At 62.0% G+C, this 17144-nt stretch carries 14 protein-coding genes and 1 tRNA gene; 5 read left to right on the forward strand and 10 right to left on the reverse strand.

The features are described 5' to 3' along the window. Window positions 1-23: 23 nt before the first annotated feature. From HB675_RS14745 to trmJ, 4 genes are all read right to left on the reverse strand, one after another. A complete protein-coding gene (locus tag HB675_RS14745; RefSeq protein WP_213879070.1) occupies window positions 24-1238 on the reverse strand; it encodes an IscS subfamily cysteine desulfurase in 1215 nt (404 codons plus the stop codon). A gap of 57 nt (window positions 1239-1295) precedes the next feature. Next, on the reverse strand, window positions 1296-1790 hold the full coding sequence (gene iscR, locus HB675_RS14750; RefSeq protein WP_213879071.1) for a Fe-S cluster assembly transcriptional regulator IscR: 495 nt from the start codon (window positions 1788-1790) through the stop codon (window positions 1296-1298). Between the two features lie 224 nt (window positions 1791-2014). Next, window positions 2015-2788, reverse strand: coding sequence for a serine O-acetyltransferase (cysE, locus tag HB675_RS14755; protein WP_213879072.1), 774 nt, complete (start codon window positions 2786-2788; stop codon window positions 2015-2017). A 3-nt stretch (window positions 2789-2791) separates the two neighbouring features. Continuing rightward, complete coding sequence (trmJ, locus tag HB675_RS14760) at window positions 2792-3562, reverse strand: tRNA (cytosine(32)/uridine(32)-2'-O)-methyltransferase TrmJ (protein ID WP_213879073.1); 771 nt, start codon at window positions 3560-3562, stop codon at window positions 2792-2794. A 144-nt stretch (window positions 3563-3706) separates the two neighbouring features. Between trmJ and suhB the strand changes: the two genes are divergently transcribed. Next, window positions 3707-4525, forward strand: a complete 819-nt coding sequence (gene suhB / locus HB675_RS14765; RefSeq protein ID WP_213879074.1) for an inositol-phosphate phosphatase — start codon at window positions 3707-3709, stop codon at window positions 4523-4525. A 68-nt stretch (window positions 4526-4593) separates the two neighbouring features. Here suhB and HB675_RS14770 read toward each other — a convergent pair whose 3' ends face one another. The 6 genes from HB675_RS14770 to queA all read right to left on the reverse strand — a co-directional run bounded on the left by HB675_RS14770 (window position 4594) and on the right by queA (window position 10701). Further along, the gene (locus tag HB675_RS14770; RefSeq protein ID WP_213879075.1) at window positions 4594-5151 is read right to left on the reverse strand and encodes a glycine zipper 2TM domain-containing protein; all 558 of its coding nucleotides are present in this window, start codon (window positions 5149-5151) and stop codon (window positions 4594-4596) included. Window positions 5152-5286: 135 nt separating this feature from the next. Then, window positions 5287-6195, reverse strand: coding sequence for a protein translocase subunit SecF (gene secF / locus HB675_RS14775; protein WP_213879076.1), 909 nt, complete (start codon window positions 6193-6195; stop codon window positions 5287-5289). A gap of 9 nt (window positions 6196-6204) precedes the next feature. Continuing rightward, entirely contained in the window at window positions 6205-8073 is a 1869-nt protein-coding gene (secD, locus tag HB675_RS14780) for a protein translocase subunit SecD (protein WP_213879077.1), read from the reverse strand. Window positions 8074-8137: 64 nt separating this feature from the next. Next, window positions 8138-8473 (reverse strand): preprotein translocase subunit YajC, encoded by a 336-nt coding sequence (gene yajC, locus HB675_RS14785; RefSeq protein WP_213879078.1) that lies wholly within the window; start codon window positions 8471-8473, stop codon window positions 8138-8140. 48 nt (window positions 8474-8521) lie between these two features. Continuing rightward, window positions 8522-9637, reverse strand: coding sequence for a tRNA guanosine(34) transglycosylase Tgt (gene tgt, locus HB675_RS14790; RefSeq protein WP_213879239.1), 1116 nt, complete (start codon window positions 9635-9637; stop codon window positions 8522-8524). A gap of 14 nt (window positions 9638-9651) precedes the next feature. Continuing rightward, window positions 9652-10701: a tRNA preQ1(34) S-adenosylmethionine ribosyltransferase-isomerase QueA gene (gene queA, locus HB675_RS14795; RefSeq protein WP_213879079.1), complete on the reverse strand. Its 1050-nt coding sequence runs from the start codon at window positions 10699-10701 to the stop codon at window positions 9652-9654. Window positions 10702-10809: 108 nt separating this feature from the next. On the opposite strand from queA, the gene HB675_RS14800 reads away from it, so the two are divergent. From HB675_RS14800 to HB675_RS14815, 4 genes are all read left to right on the forward strand, one after another. Next, window positions 10810-10894: transfer RNA gene (locus tag HB675_RS14800), tRNA-Leu, on the forward strand. Window positions 10895-11313: 419 nt separating this feature from the next. Beyond that, window positions 11314-14490: an efflux RND transporter permease subunit gene (locus tag HB675_RS14805; protein ID WP_213879080.1), complete on the forward strand. Its 3177-nt coding sequence runs from the start codon at window positions 11314-11316 to the stop codon at window positions 14488-14490. A 1-nt stretch (window position 14491) separates the two neighbouring features. Beyond that, a complete protein-coding gene (locus tag HB675_RS14810; protein WP_213879081.1) occupies window positions 14492-15682 on the forward strand; it encodes an efflux RND transporter periplasmic adaptor subunit in 1191 nt (396 codons plus the stop codon). After that, window positions 15675-17108: an efflux transporter outer membrane subunit gene (locus HB675_RS14815; protein WP_213879082.1), complete on the forward strand. Its 1434-nt coding sequence runs from the start codon at window positions 15675-15677 to the stop codon at window positions 17106-17108. Before HB675_RS14810 ends, HB675_RS14815 begins: the two co-directional genes overlap by 8 nt. Window positions 17109-17144: the final 36 nt, after the last annotated feature.

Consider the following 17144-nt stretch of genomic DNA (forward strand, 5'->3'; position numbering starts at 1 on the left):
GAGCCGCTCTTGATGGCGACTGCTTAGTGCGCCGCCCACTCGATTTTCGAGATGTCGACACCGTCTTTGAACATGTCCCACAGCGGCGACAGAGCGCGCAGCTTGGTGACCGCCTCGATTACTTTCTGCGCGGCGTAGTCGATTTCTTCTTCGCGAGTGAAGCGACCGAAGGTGAAACGGATGGAGCTGTGCGCCAATTCGTCATTGCGGCCCAGGGCGCGGAGCACATAGGAAGGCTCCAGCGATGCCGAGGTGCAGGCCGAACCGGACGATACCGCCAAGTCCTTGAGCGCCATGATCAGCGACTCGCCTTCGACGTAGTTGAACGACAGATTCAGGTTGTGCGGCACCCGCGCGGTCAGGCTGCCGTTGACGTACAGCTCTTCGAGGCCCTCGACCTGCTTGAAGAAACGGTCGCTCAGGGCCTTGATCCGCACGTTCTCGGCGGCCATGTCTTCCTTGGCCACGCGGAACGCTTCACCCATGCCAACGATCTGGTGGGTCGCCAGAGTACCCGAACGCATGCCGCGCTCGTGACCGCCGCCATGCATGGCCGCTTCCAGGCGAACGCGAGGCTTGCGGCTGACGTACAGCGCGCCAATCCCTTTAGGGCCGTAGGTCTTGTGCGCCGAGAACGACATCAGGTCGACCTTCAGCTTGGCCAGGTCGATGTCGACCTTGCCAGTGGACTGGGCTGCATCGACGTGGAACAGAATGCCGCGCGAGCGAGTCAGCTCACCAATGGCGGCGATGTCATTGATGGTACCGATTTCGTTATTCACGTGCATGACAGAGACCAGGATGGTGTCGTCACGCAACACGGCCTCGATCATGTCCGGGGTGACCAGGCCATCTTCGCGCGGCTCGAGGTAGGTCACCTCGAAGCCTTCGCGCTCCAGTTGGCGCATGGTGTCCAGGACGGCCTTGTGCTCGATCTTGGTGGTGATCAAGTGCTTGCCTTTACTGGCGTAAAAATGCGCGACACCCTTGATGGCCAGGTTGTCGGACTCGGTCGCACCGCTGGTCCATACGATTTCACGAGGATCGGCGTTGACCAGGTCAGCGACTTGACGGCGAGCGTTTTCGACCGACTCTTCGGCTTTCCAGCCAAAGACGTGGGAGCGCGAGGCCGGGTTGCCGAAATTTCCGTCGACCAGCAGGCATTCACTCATTTTTTGCGCAACACGCGGGTCGACCGGGGTCGTGGCGGAATAATCGAGGTAAATCGGCAACTTCATTGAATTTCTCCTAAATCGGGCTCTCATCAGGCAGGCGAGCCACTCTCTGGACGGTGGTTACTCGACGGCGGACGTTTCGATCTTGTCCAGAAACTGCGACTTGCCGGTAGAGCACCGACGCAGGTCCTGACGCTGGGCTACTTCTTGCACCTCACGGCGAGTCACAAGGTCAGCCAAACTGATACCACTCAAAAACTCGTGAATCTGCTGGCTCAGGTCACACCACAAATGGTGGGTCAGGCAGGTATCACCGGCATGACAATCGCCAAGGCCCTGGCACTTGGTGGCGTCGACCGATTCATTGACCGCGTCGATCACCTGCGCCACTTGAATCCCTCGCATGTCGCGGGAAAGCTGATAGCCGCCACCCGGGCCGCGCACGCTGGACACCAGGTTTCCGCGGCGCAGCTTGGCGAACAACTGCTCAAGGTAGGACAGGGAAATGCCTTGGCGCTCGGAGATGTCGGCCAACGAGACCGGCCCATGCTGCGCATGCAACGCCAGATCGAGCATGGCGGTCACGGCGTATCGGCCTTTAGTTGTCAGTCGCATGGCTATTACCACGGTTTTGCGGGATTGAGGACATGGCACCAGTATGCAATTCCCGACCGTTTTAGTCAACTACAAGACCTAGCGCATTAGTCGGGATTACGTGCAAAACTGCGGCGCGAATGATAGCAGACGAATGAATGGGCGTGGGGAAAGGCTGCCGATCAGGAGGCCGCGAGGGCCGTCGAACACATCTGTCGCCATCGCGAACGCCTATGGACGCCGGTTCAAGATCCGGTCTTCTGCCGCCCCTGAACGCATTCGAAGACCTCATCTTGCAGCGCCGGCAACTCGCCTGCCCGGTAATCGCTGCCCAATCGGGTCAGCGCACCGCACATGCCGTCGAGCTTGCCGTCCACAGCGTGCAGGTGATCGAGCAACTGACCTATGGCCCGCGCCACCGGATCGGGCATGTCCTCACTGAGGCCATAGGCATCAAAGCCGATCTTTTCAGCCATGGCCTTGCGCTTGGCATCCTGCTCACCATCGCCTTTGGCGATGATGCGCCCGGGAATACCGACCGCTGTGGCACCGGGCGGCACGGCCTTGGTGACCACGGCATTGGAACCGATCTTGGCACCGGCCCCCACGGTAAACGGGCCCAGCACCTTGGCGCCAGCCCCCACCACCACGCCGTCCTCCAGGGTGGGATGGCGCTTGCCCTTGTTCCAGCTGGTGCCGCCCAGGGTCACGCCTTGATACAGGGTCACGTCATTGCCGATTTCGGCGGTTTCGCCGATGACGATGCCCATGCCGTGGTCAATGAAGAAGCGCCGCCCGACCTTGGCCCCCGGATGAATCTCCACCCCGGTCATCCAGCGCGCAAAGTTGGACAGCATGCGCGCTGGCCATTTGAAGTTCATCACCCACAGGGCATGGGCGCCCCGATGAATCCAGATGGCGTGCAGGCCGGGGTAGCAGGTCAGCACTTCGAACGCATTGCGGGCCGCCGGATCGCGGTGAAAAACACCTTGGATATCTTCACGCAGACGTTCGAACATGGATCAATCCTTGCGCTTGTGCGCATCGCCACGGGCCACTTTCTGGGTCTCGGTGAGGATGCCGCGTAAAATACTCATTTCCGAGCGGTTCACTGAACTGCGGCCATAGAGCCGACGCAGGCGAGCCATCAAGTGTTTGGGCTGCTCCGGATTGAGGAAGCCGATTGCCACGAGGGTTTGCTCGAGATGCCCAAAGTAGGACTCCATCTCGTCGGCCGTCGCCAGATCAGCACTGCGCACCGAGTTGATTTCCACTTTTTCCACCTTGGAAGGCTGCCCTTGAGCCGCCAGCCAGGCCATCCGCACCTCGTAACCCAACACCTGCACCGCCGCCGCGAGATTCAGCGAACTGAAATCGGGATTGGACGGGATATGCACGTGATAATGACATCGCTGCAGCTCCTCGTTAGTCAGGCCGGCATATTCACGACCAAACACTAACGCAATCTGTGCGCCCTGCCCCGCTTCCTCGATGGTTTTCTGGCCGCATTCGCGCGGGTCCAGCAGCGGCCAGGGAATGCGCCGGTCACGGGCACTGGTCCCGAGCACCAGGCTGCACCCCACCAGTGCCTCTTCGAGGGTGGCCACTACCTGCGCGCCTTCCAGCACGTCAGTGGCACCGGAGGCCCGTGCGTCGGCTTCGGCAGACGGGAAATCCAGCGGATCCACCAGCACCAGCCGCGACAGCCCCATGTTCTTCATGGCGCGCGCAGCCCCGCCGATGTTGCCGGGGTGACTGGTATTGACCAGAACGACGCGGATATTTTCCAGCAAGGCAGACGCTCACAAACGGACACAAGGGGAGGAAATCTTACAGAAGGTGTCGACCCAACGCTACGAATGCCGACGGGCCACTGTCGGCGGATAACTTTTCTGCTAGAATGTTCGGCTTTCTTTAACGACCTAGGTGAAACGTCCATGCAGCCCATGCTGAATATCGCGCTGCGCGCCGCCCGCAGCGCCAGTGAACTGATTTTCCGCTCCATCGAGCGCCTGGATACCATCAAGGTCGATGAGAAAGACGCCAAGGATTACGTCTCCGAAGTAGATCGCGCGGCCGAGCAGAAAATCATCGACGCCCTGCGCAAGGCGTACCCCAACCATTCGATCCGCGGGGAAGAAACCGGCCTGCACGCCGGCACCGGCATCGAAGGCGAAGAATACCTGTGGATCATCGACCCACTGGATGGCACCACCAACTTCCTGCGTGGCGTGCCGCACTTCGCCGTGAGCATCGCCTGCAAGTACCGTGGTCGCCTTGAGCACGCTGTGGTGCTGGATCCGGTCCGCCAGGAAGAATTCACTGCCAGCCGCGGCCGTGGCGCCCAGCTCAACGGTCGTCGCCTGCGCGTCAGTGGTCGCACCAGCCTGGAAGGCGCCCTGCTGGGCACCGGTTTCCCGTTCCGTGACGATCAGATGGATGGCCTGGACAACTACCTGGGCATGTTCCGCGCCCTGGTCGGCCAGACCGCCGGCATTCGCCGTGCCGGTGCTGCCAGCCTCGACCTGGCCTATGTAGCGGCCGGTCGTTTCGATGCGTTCTGGGAGTCGGGCCTGTCCGAGTGGGACATGGCTGCCGGCGCACTGCTGATTCAAGAAGCAGGCGGCCTGGTCAGTGACTTCACTGGCGGGCATGATTTCCTGGAAAAGGGTCACATCGTCGCGGGCAACACCAAATGCTTCAAGGCCGTGCTGACGGCCATCCAGCCGCACCTGCCGCCTTCGCTGAAACGCTAAGCTTTCGCTCCGGGCACAAAAAAAAAGCACCCTTCGGGGTGCTTTTTTTATGCCAGGATTCCTTCACGCTACTGAGCGGGCTGGGTGGGGTTCTGCCCCAAGACCAACTGCCCCTGCTCATTCACCGGGATCTTCGCCCCCGGATCACGGTCCATCCGCACCTGACCTACCTGGCCCTTGAGCTGGTACTTGACGTTGTAGCCCACCACTTTGTCGCTGATGTCGTTCACCGTATTGCAGCGAGTTTGCGTAGTGGTATAGGTGTCACCATTCTGCATGTGCTCCTGCACCTTGTTGCCCGCATAACCGCCACCCACAGCACCCGCCACTGTAGCCAATGTGTTACCACGGCCACCACCCACCTGATGCCCCAGCAAGCCACCCGCCACCGCACCCAGCACACTGCCGACCACTTGATGCTGGTCCTGCACCGCGCGCCGACGCGTCACCTGGACGTCCTTGCACTCTTGGCGCGGGGTCTTGATCTGCTGGTTTACAGGCTCTACAGCCAGCACATCGGCGTAGTCGGGGCCGTTATTCTTGACGAGGCTGTAGGTAGCCACAGCACCGCCAGCAGTGACACCGACAGCCCCCAGCACTGCACCAATCAGCAACGATTTGTTCACGATGAACCTCCTGACTTCGGTAACGAAGTTGTTACCTGCTACTCCCAGCCTTGGAGTACAAAAAAAGGCGCGAGTTCAATACTCGCGCCTTTTCAGCGGGTTACATCGCTCAATGGCTCAGCCTAGAGCCTTCGCTCAAGGGCGATCATCGGCCTTGTCGTTGGAGACCGGTGGAATCAGGTCTTCACTGTTCAGGTTCAGCCAGATCAGCACCACGTTGGCGATGTACACCGACGAATAGGTGCCCGCCAACACGCCGATGAACAACGCAATGGAGAAGCCGAACAGGTTGTCGCCGCCGAAGAACAGCAGCGCGGAAATCGCCAGCAAGGTGGAGATGGACGTCGCCATGGTCCGCAGCAAGGTCTGCGTGGTGGATACGTTGATGTTCTCCACCAGCGTGGCCTTGCGCATCACCCGGAAGTTCTCGCGAACCCGGTCGAAAACCACGATGGTGTCGTTCAGCGAGTAGCCGATGATCGCCAGCACTGCTGCCAGTACCGTCAGGTCGAAGGTCACCTGGAAGAACGACAGGATGCCCACAGTGACCACCACATCGTGGATCAGCGAGATGATCGCGCCCACGGCAAACTTCCACTGAAAGCGGAACGCCAGGTAAATCATCACGCCGCCCAATGCCAGCAGCATGCCGAGGCCGCCCTGGTCGCGCAGCTCTTCACCGACCTGCGGGCCGACGAACTCGACGCGTTTGACGGTAGCCGGGTTGCTCACGTCGACTTTGCGCAGGGCATCGGAGACCTTGTTGCCCAACTGCGGGTCATCACCCGGCATGCGCACCAGCACGTCGGTGGTGTCGCCGAAGCTTTGCACGATGGCCTCTTTATAACCGGCATCCGTCAGTTCCTGACGCAACTGCGGCAAGTCGGCGGCTTTCTGGTAGTTGAGCTCGATGAGCGTACCACCGGTGAAGTCGAGGCCGAAGTTCAGCCCCTTGTGAAACCAGCTGAACAAGGCCAGGACCGTGAGGAGCAGGGTGATACCGAACGCGACGTTACGCACGCCCATGAAGTTGATGGTTTTCATGTCAGCCCCTTAAATCCACAGCTTCTTGAAGTCACGGCCGCCGTAGATCAGGTTGACCATTGCGCGGGTCACCATGATGGCTGTGAACATCGAAGTAAAGATACCCAGGGACATGGTCACGGCGAAGCCCTTCACAGGCCCTGTACCCATGGCGAAGAGAATGCCACCGACCAGCAAAGTGGTCAGGTTGGCGTCGACAATGGCCGTGAAGGCCCGGCCGAAGCCCTCGTTGATCGCCCGCTGCACGGTCATGCCGGCGGCAATTTCCTCACGAATACGCGAGAAGATCAGCACGTTTGCGTCCACCGCCATGCCCATGGTCAAGACGATACCGGCGATACCTGGCAGGGTCAGCGTGGCCCCCAGCAAGGACATCAACGCCAGCAGCATCACCATGTTGAAGGCCAGAGCGATGGTGGCGATCAGACCGAAGAAACGGTAGATGGCCATGATGAACAGCGACACGAAGAGCATGCCCCACAGCGAAGCGTGGACGCCTTTGGTGATGTTGTCGGCCCCCAGGCTCGGGCCAATGGTGCGCTCTTCGGCGAAGTACATCGGCGCGGCCAGCCCGCCAGCACGCAGCAACAGTGCCAGTTCGGACGACTCGCCCTGGCCGTTGAGGCCGGTGATACGGAACTGCGCGCCCAGCGGCGACTGGATGGTCGCCAGGCTGATGATCTTCTTCTCTTCGGTGAAGGTCTGTACCGGCACGTCTTTCTCGACGCCGTCGACCATCTGCTTCTGATAGGTGGTGGTCGGCTTCTGCTCGATGAAGATCACCGCCATGCTGCGCCCGACGTTGCTGCGCGTGGCGCGGCTCATCAGGTCACCGCCGTGGCCGTCCAGCTTGATGTTCACCTGCGGCTGGCCGTGCTCGTCAAAGCTGGCCGACGCGTCGGTCACCTGGTCACCGGTGATGATCAGGCCACGCTCGACGGCGGCCGGAGGACGGCTGCCATCGCGGAATTCGAAGGTTTCGGTGGTGGCACGGGAGTCATCCTGACCTGCGCCGAGGCGGAATTCCAGGTTGGCCGTCTTGCCCAGGATGCGCTTGGCCTCAGCGGTGTCCTGCACGCCCGGCAGCTCGACGACGATGCGGCTCGCCCCTTGGCGCTGGACCAGAGGCTCGGCCACGCCCAGTTCGTTGACCCGGTTACGGACCGTGGTCAAGTTCTGCTTGATCGAGTATTCACGAATTTCCGCCAGCTTGGCCTGGGTCAGCGTCATGCTCAGCACTTGTTGATCGCCACGGGTGCTGGTGGTCAGATCGAAGTCGGAGTAATTCTTGCGGATCAGCGCCTGAGCCTGACTCAGCTCGTCGGCATCGGCGAAGCCCAGCTGGATCGAGTTGCCTTGAGCCGGCAGGCTGCGATAGCGCAGCTTTTCTTTACGCAGCTCGGTCTTGACGTCGGCCTCATAGATTTTCAGCCGTGCATCGATGGCCTTGTCCATGTCCACTGCCAGCAGGAAGTGCACACCGCCGGACAGGTCCAGACCCAGCTTCATCGGGTGCGCGCCAATGCTGCGCAGCCATTTCGGCGTGGTCGGGGCCAGGTTCAACGCCACGACATAGTCGTCTCCCAGCGCCTTGCGGACCACGTCCTTGGCGGGCAGCTGGTCATCGGACTTGACCAGACGCAGCAGGCCGCCCTTGCCGTTTTCAGCCAAGGTCGCAGCCTTGACCTGAATGCCAGCGTCGCTCAGCGCTTTGCCAGCACGGTCGAGATCACCCTGGTTGACCTGCAGTGCAGAGCTGGCACCGCTGACCTGAATGGCCGCGTCGTCAGGGTAGAGATTGGGTGCGGAATAAATAAAGCCGATCGCCAGTACGGCCACGATCAGCAAGTATTTCCACAGAGGGTATTTGTTCAGCATCACGCCGCCCGTTCAAGACGCGGGGCGCCTTGCGCGCCCCGACATGGGTGTAAAGGTCTGCAGCTTAGATCGCTTTGAGCGTGCCTTTAGGCAGGGTCGCGGCGATGGCGCCCTTCTGGATCTTCAGCTCGACAGTGTCGGAAACTTCAATGACGACGAAATCGTCGGTCACTTTGTTGATCTTGCCGGCGATACCGCCAGAGGTCACAACTTCGTCGCCTTTTTGCAGGTTGCCCAGCAAGTTCTTGGTCTCTTTTGCACGCTTGGCCTGTGGGCGCCAGATCATGAAATAGAAGATGACCAGAAAGCCGACCAGGAAAACCCACTCGAAACCACCACCCATAGGGCCAGCAGCAGGCGCAGCAGCATCCGCATACGCGGCAGGAATCAGAAAGCTCATTCAGCGCTCCAGTAACACATCAAGTTGACGCAATAATCGCGTAGACAATTAATCCAAAGGCGGCACAGGCAGCCCGCGTTTGGCGTAGAAGGCATCGACAAAGGCGGCCAATGTACCCTGTTGAATAGCCTCGCGCAAACCAGCCATCAAGACCTGGTAATGACGCAAATTGTGGATCGTATTCAACATGCTGCCGAGCATTTCGCCGCACTTGTCCAGGTGGTGCAGATAAGCCCGGGAGAAGTTCTGGCAGGTGTAGCAATCGCACGTTGGATCGAGCGGTGAATCATCATGGCGATGAAACGCATTGCGGATCTTCAGCACGCCCGTGTCGATGAACAGATGACCGTTCCGGGCATTGCGGGTCGGCATCACGCAGTCGAACATGTCGACTCCGCGGCGGACACCCTCGACCAAGTCTTCCGGCTTGCCAACCCCCATAAGGTAACGAGGTTTGTCAGCAGGCATGCGACCCGGCAGGTAGTCCAGCACCTTGATCATTTCGTGCTTGGGCTCGCCCACCGACAGGCCGCCGATGGCCAGGCCGTCGAAGCCGATCTTGTCGAGACCTTCCAGAGAGCGCATGCGCAGACTTTCGTGCATGCCACCCTGAACGATGCCGAACAGCGCCGCCGTGTTCTCGCCGTGGGCATTCTTGGAACGCTGCGCCCAACGCAACGACAGCTCCATGGACACCCGGGCTACGTCTTCGTCGGCCGGGTACGGCGTACACTCGTCGAAAATCATCACGATGTCGGAGCCCAGGTCGCGCTGGACCTGCATCGACTCTTCGGGCCCCATGAACACCTTGGCACCGTCGACCGGAGAGGCGAATGTCACGCCCTCTTCCTTGATCTTGCGCATGGCACCCAGGCTGAACACCTGAAATCCGCCGGAGTCGGTCAGAATCGGACCTTTCCACTGCATGAAATCATGCAGGTCGCCGTGGGCCTTGACCACCTCGGTGCCCGGACGCAACCACAAGTGGAAGGTATTGCCCAGAATGATCTGCGCGCCGGTGGCTTCGATGTCCCGAGGCAGCATGCCCTTGACCGTGCCATAGGTGCCCACCGGCATGAAAGCCGGGGTCTCGACCACCCCGCGCGGGAAGGCCAGACGACCACGGCGCGCCTTGCCGTCAGTGGCAAGAAGCTCGAAAGACATACGGCAGGTGCGGCTCATGCGGTTTCCTTGGGGGCTTGCGGCGCCGGGTTGCGGGTGATGAACATGGCATCACCGTAACTGAAGAAGCGGTACTCGTTGGCCACGGCCGCCGCGTAGGCCGCCATGGTTTGCGGGTAACCGGCAAACGCCGACACCAGCATCAACAGCGTGGATTCCGGCAAATGGAAATTGGTCACCAGAGCGTCGATCACGTGGAACGGCCGCCCGGGGAAAATGAAGATGTCGGTGTCACCACTAAAAGGCTTGAGTAGGCCATCGCGCGCTGCACTCTCCAGCGAACGCACACTGGTGGTCCCGACGGCAATCACGCGGCCGCCGCGTTGTTTGCAGGCGGTGACGGCGTCGACCACGTCCTGACTGACTTCCAGCCACTCCTTGTGCATGTGGTGGTCTTCAAGCTTCTCCACCCGCACCGGCTGAAAGGTGCCCGCGCCTACATGCAGGGTGACGAAGGCGGTCTCCACTCCTTTGCCGCGAATGGCTTCGAGCAACACCTCATCGAAATGCAGCCCCGCTGTCGGCGCCGCCACCGCCCCCGCACGCTCGGCGTAGACGGTCTGATAACGCTCGCGATCGGCGCCTTCATCGGGACGGTCTATATAAGGAGGCAATGGCATGTGCCCGACCTGCTCCAGCAGCGGCAACACTTCGTCACTGAAGCGCAACTCGAACAAGGCGTCGTGCCGCGCCACCATCTCCACCTCGGCGCCGCCGTCGAGAATGATCATCGAACCTGGCTTGGGCGACTTGCTGGAGCGCACGTGGGCCAGCACACGGTGGCTATCCAGTACACGTTCCACCAGAATTTCCAGCTTGCCGCCCGAGGCTTTCTGCCCGAACACTCGGGCCGGAATCACCCGGGTGTTGTTGAACACCATCAGGTCGCCCGGCCGCAGGTATTCCAGCAGATCGGTAAACTGTCGGTGCGCCAGCGCCCCGCTCGGCCCGTCCAGCACCAGCAGCCGGCTGCCATGGCGCTCGGCCAGCGGGTGGCGTGCAATCAGAGAATCTGGGAGCTCAAAAGAGAAATCAGCGACGCGCATGATGGTGTTCGGCTATACAGGGCTGAAAAGTCTAGCAAATTTCTTTAAATTTGACCATCAAACCTGATTGACCAACGGTCGGAGCATCTCTATACTTCGCCGCCACAAGCCCTGATGGCGGAATTGGTAGACGCGGCGGATTCAAAATCCGTTTTCGAAAGGAGTGGGAGTTCGAGTCTCCCTCGGGGCACCAAGTTAAAGAAACCTTGCGAAAGCAGGGTTTTTTTTCGGCTGGAGTTTGGTGAACCTGCGCTTGATGCCCATCGGCACCGACTTCCGGGAAGTTCTATGTTTGCCTGCAACATTTCCAAGTGGCACTGAACCCTGGGGGATCAGCCCTTGGGCGCGATGCAGACGACGCAGTCTGTCGGCACTGCGCGGTGATGCCTTCGAGGGCAAGCCCGGCTCTCATAGGTTGACCTCAAGTCAACGGGCACACCACCGGCACTTGATTAAAACTTTCTTCAGCCTCACCACGCGCCAGCATTGTGCCGCCTACACTCTCCAAGCGCCGCTCGACTGCCCTTTCCAGTGCCTGCCCGCCAGGCGTTCGACGGCCCCCCCGCTCATAACCGCGCCAGCTTTTGTCTGTCTTGTGTACGGATAAACCTCATGCTTGGAATCGTGCGTGTCGCACTGAATCGGCCGTATACCTTCGTGGTGCTGGCCATTTTCATCCTTATCGTGGGCCCCCTGGCCGCCTGGCGCACCCCTACGGACATTTTTCCGGAAATCCGCATTCCCGTCATTGCCGTGATCTGGCAGTACACCGGCTTGCCCCCGGACCAGATGGCCGGGCGCATCACGTCGCCCTTCGAGCGGGTACTGACTACTACGGTCAACGACGTACGGCATATCGATGCCGAATCGGTGAACGGTTTCGGCATCGTCAAAGTGTACTTCCAGCCCAACGTCAACATCAGTACCGCCAATGCCCAACTGACCTCGGTGGCCCAGGTGATCCTGCGCCAGTTGCCGCCGGGCACCACGCCGCCGCTGATCCTCAACTACAGCGCTTCCACCGTTCCTATCATACAACTGGCCCTGTCCGGGCAAGGCCTGAGCGAACAGGCGCTCGGCGACCTGGGCCTCAACAGCGTGCGCCTGCTGCTGACCTCGGTGGCGGGCGCGGCCATGCCCTACCCCTTCGGCGGCAAGACGCGGCAGGTGCAGATCGACATCGACTCGGCGGCGCTTCAGGCCCGCGGGCTGTCAGCGCAAGACGTGGCCAATGCCTTGGCCGGGCAGAACCTGATCACCCCGGTGGGCACCGAGAAAATCGGCCGTTATGAATACGTCATGCAGCTGAACAACTCACCATCGGCCATCGCCGACCTGGGCAGCTTGCCGATCAAGGCGGCCGATGGCACGACGGTGCTGATGCGTGATGTCGCTAACGTGCGTGACGGCGCACCGCCGCAGACCAACATTGTTCACGTCAACGGCAGCCGCTCGGCGCTGATCACCGTACTCAAGACAGGGTCGGCTTCAACGCTGGGGGTGATTGCCGGCATCAAGGAAAAGCTGGCCGAGTCCAAGGCGGCATTACCGGACAACCTGAAGATCGACTTCATCGGCGATCAGTCGTTGTTCGTCCGCGCCGCCATCAGCGGCGTGGCCCGCGAAGCAGTGATCGCCGCAGCGCTCACCAGCCTGATGATCCTGTTGTTTCTGGGCAGTTGGCGATCTACCGTAATCATCGCCGTATCCATTCCCCTGGCGATTCTGGCCTCCATCGCCACGCTCTCGGCGCTGGGTGAAACCCTCAATATCATGACCTTGGGAGGATTGGCGCTGGCCGTCGGCATTCTGGTGGACGACGCGACGGTGACCATCGAGAACATCAACTGGCACCTGGAACAGGGCAAGCAGGTGCGCGAGGCGATCCTCGACGGTGCGGCCCAGATCGTGACCCCGGCGTTCGTATCGCTGCTGTGCATCTGCATCGTTTTCGTGCCGATGTTCTTCCTCGACGGGATTGCCCGGTTCCTGTTCGTGCCCATGGCCGAGGCCGTGATGTTCGCCATGATCGCCTCGTTCATTCTGTCGCGCACCCTGGTGCCGACCATGGCCGCCTTTCTGCTCAAGCCCCACGCGCAAGACGATCACAAGCCGCCTTCGCGCAACCCGCTGGTGCGTTTCCAGCAAGGCTTCGAAACTCGTTTCGAGCGGGTACGCGAGGGTTATCGCGGCCTGCTCGAAGCCGTACTGCACCGTCGCCGATTGTTTCTGCTGGTGTTCTTCGCCTTTGTGCTGGCGTCCTTTGCCCTGGCGCCTTTTCTGGGGCGCGATTTTTTCCCCAGCGTCGATTCCGGCCAGATCCTGATGCACGTGCGGGTACCGGTGGGCACGCGGATCGAGGACACCGCTCAAGTGGTCTATAGGGTCGAGCAAAAACTGCACAGCATCATTGCGCCCGGGGAGTTGGGGACGGTGGTCGACAACATCGGCTTGTCGGTCAGCGGGATCAACATGGCTTACAACAACACCGGCACCGTCGGCTCACAGGACAGCGACGTGCAGATCTCTCTGAATGAGGGCCACCGGCCCACCGCCGAATACGTCCGCCAGATGCGCGAACAGCTACCCCAGGACTTTCCGGGTGTGGTGTTTTCTTTTCCGCCGTCGGACATCGTGGGTCAGATCCTCAATTTCGGCTCCCCCGCCCCCATCGACCTGCAAGTCTCGGGCGCCAACCTGGCGGCCAACTTCGCCTATGCCGAGGGCCTGTTACGCGATGTTCGACGGGTGCCTGGCGTCGTGGATGCACGCCTGCAGCAGTCACGGCAGCTGCCCAGCTTCAAAATCAACGTCGACCGCACGCGCGCGCAGTTGGTGGGTCTGACCGAACGCGACATCACCAACAGCCTGGTGGTGAACCTCGCCGGTTCCAGCCAGGTGGCGCCCACTTATTGGCTCAACAGCGCCAACGGCGTCTCCTACCCCATCGTGTTGCAAACCCCGCAGTACACGCTGGACAGCCTGGTTGCGCTGCATGATCTGCCATTGAGCGCCAGCGGCACTGGCGCAGGCGGTCAGTTGCTGGGCGGCCTTGCCACCTTTGAACGCAGCCACAGCAATTCCGTGCTGACCCAGTCCGACATCCAACCCGTGGTCGAGGTCTATGCCTCGGTCCAGGGACGCGACCTTGGCGCGGTGGCCTCCGACATCCAGGCCACCATCGCGGCCCACGCCAAGGATCTGCCCAAGGGCTCGAAGGTCATGTTGCAAGGCCAGGTGCAGACCATGAACAGTGCCTTCAACGGCATGTCTTTCGGCTTGCTGGGGGCAGTGGTGTTGATCTACCTGCTGATCGTGGTCAACTTCCAATCCTGGCTCGACCCGTTCGTGATCATTACGGCCTTGCCGGCGGCTTTGGCCGGCATTGTCTGGATGCTGTTCGCCACCCACACCACGCTCTCGGTGCCGGCGCTGACCGGGGCGATCATGTGCATGGGCGTGGCCACCGCCAACTCGATTCTGGTGGTGAGTTTCTGTCGCGAGCGCCTGCAAGAGCATGGGGACGCCATGAAAGCGGCGCTGGAGGCCGGCTACACAAGGTTTCGGCCCGTGCTGATGACGGCCCTGTCGATGATCATCGGCATGGCGCCCATGGCGATGAGCCTCGGCGAAGGCGGCGAGCAGAACGCGCCGCTGGGGCGTGCGGTGATCGGCGGCCTGACGTTTGCCACCTGCGCCACGCTGTTCCTGGTGCCGGTCATTTTCAGTATTGTCCATGCCCGTGACGGGCGCGAAGCCGTTGCCGAACGCAACGGCCAGGAGGCCTGACATGTCAACGCATAGCTCGGGGCGGTCTCGGCGTGGACGCCTGGCCCTCATCATCGGGGTAGCGCTGGTGATCCTGGTGGTGGCCGCCGGCGTCACCACGCGTGCTACCGAATCGCGCAACCTCAAGACCTGGACCGACACCCAGGCCATGCCCACGGTGGTGCTGGTGGCCCCCAGTCATCCCGACAAGGGACCGGAGCTGAGCCTGCCCGGCCGCCTGGAGGCCTGGCAGCGGGCCTCGATCTTCGCCCGGGTCAGCGGCTACCTGAAGTCCTGGAGCGTGGACATCGGCGGCCGGGTCAAGGCCGGCCAGGTGCTCGCCGAGATCGATGCCCCCGAACTGGACCAGCAACTGCTGCAAGCCCGCGCGCAGCTGGCCACCAGCCAAGCCAATGCGCAACTGGCCGGGACCACGGCCCATCGCTGGCAGGTGATGCTGGCGTCCGATTCGGTGTCGCGCCAGGACGTCGATCAGCGCGTGGGTGATCTGGCCGCCAAGCAGGCGGAAGTGGCCTCGGCCAAGGCCAATGTCGAGCGCCTGATCGATACCCAGGGCTTTCAACGCCTGGTGGCACCGTTCGACGGCGTGGTCACTGCCCGGGCCACCGATGTGGGTGCGCTGATCAACGCCGGCAGCGGTGGTACCGGGCCCGAGCTGTTTGCGGTCTCGGACATCAGCCGTCTGCGGGTATATGTGCAAGTGCCCCAGGCGTTCGCCGCCCAGGTGCGCGAGGGCACCAGCGCCAGCCTGACCGTGCCGGAATACCCCAAAGACAGCTTCACGGCCAAGGTCGTGGCCCGGGCGGACTCGATCAACCCGGCGTCCGGTGCGACGCTCGTGCAGTTGATGGTCGACAACAAGGCCGCGCGCTTGATGCCCGGAGCCTTCGCCAACGTGCAGTTCAACCTGCCCGTCCAGCCCGACACCCTGCGCCTGCCGGCGAGCGCCTTGCTGTTCGATGACAAGGGCCTGCGAGTGGCCACGCTGGACGGAGACGACAAGGTCAAGTTCAAGACCGTGACCATTGCCCGGGACTTCGGCGACTCGGTGGAAATTGCCTCGGGCCTGGCGCCCGCTGACCGGGTCATCGACACGCCGCCGGACGGCCTGGCCGACAACGATGCGGTGAAAATCAGCGCGCCGCCCCAGCAGAGCAATAACACAACCTCGCAAGGCAGCAACCATGGCTAGGACTTCCCCGGTCGCCCTGGCTGCATTGGCCCTGGTATTGTCGGGCGCCTGCTCAATGGCGCCGCCCTACCACGTGCCGCCCATCGACGCGGCGGCGCACTATCGCACGGTCGGCCCCTGGACCCCGGCGCAACCGGGCGACCGTATCAACCGTGACGGTTGGTGGACGATTTACCACGACAGGCGCCTGAATACTCTGCAGGAGACGCTGGCCTCCAACAATCCCGACCTCAGTGCGGCCATGGCCCACTACGCCCAGGCCCAGGCTTATCTGGTGCAGGTACGCTCCGACCTGTTCCCGAGCCTCAAGGGTTTCGCCAGCCCTCAGCGCATTCGCCAATCAGACACTCGGCCGCTGCGGGCCACGGGCGGACCCAGCGCCTACAACTCGGCGACCGTGGGCGTCGAGTTGGACTATGAGGTGGACCTGTGGGGGCGCGTGCGCAACGCCGTCAATGCCGGTACCGATGAGGCCCTGGCGGCAGCGGCCGACCTGGCCTCGGCGCGTTTGAGCCTGCAGACGCAGCTCACCGACGATTACGTCCGCCTGCGCGGGCTGGACCAGCAGGCTCAACTGCTGAGTTCCACCGCCGAGGCTTTCGCCAAGGCCTTGAGCCTGACCGAGGGGCTGCATGGCGGCGGTATCGTTTCCGGCCTCGATGTGGCGCGGGCACGCACGCAACTGTCCACGGCCAAGTCGCAGTTGTCACAGAACCAGGCCCAGCGAGCGCTGATGGAACATGCCATCGCCGCTCTGGTGGGGGCACAGCCGGCGCAGTTCAATGTGCCGGTAGACACCACGCGCATCGAACTGCCCAGCGTGCCCACCGGCGTGCCCTCGGCGCTGTTGCAACGGCGCCCCGACATCGCCGCCGCCGAACGCCGGGTGGCCGAGGCCAACGCCAGGATCGGCATCGCCCGCGCCGCCTATTTCCCCACCATCACCCTGGGCCCGCAGATTGGCTACCAGAGTGACCAATACGCCGGATTGCTGTCGGCACCCAACCTGTTCTGGTCCATCGGCCCGTCGCTGGTGGCGACCCTGCTCGATGGCGGCAAACGCAAGGCCGGCGTGGATGCTGCCCGGGCCGCCACCGACGAAGCCGCCAGCCACTACCGCAGCACCGTGCTTGGCGCGTTCCAGCAAGTGGAAGATAACCTGTCCCTGATCGCCGTCCTGGGCAGCGCGCTGCAAGACCAGCGCGACGCCGCCAGCGCCGCCCAGGACTCGGAAAGCCTGGCACTGTCGCAATACAAGGATGGCGGCGCGGGCTACCTGGACGTGGTAGAAGCCCAGACCACAGCGCTCCAGGCGCAGAGCAGCGTACTGGACCTGCAGACTCGGCAGCTCAGTGCCAATGTGCAGCTGGTGAAGGCGTTGGGAGGTGGGTGGTCTGTCGAACGGGGTGATCAGGCGGCGCGATGAAGAAAGGGCCTTCGAAAGGCCCTTTTTTATGGGTGA

It is taken from the genome of Pseudomonas sp. dw_358 (assembly GCF_018449655.1).
In the GTDB taxonomy this organism is placed as follows: Bacteria; Pseudomonadota; Gammaproteobacteria; order Pseudomonadales; family Pseudomonadaceae; genus Aquipseudomonas.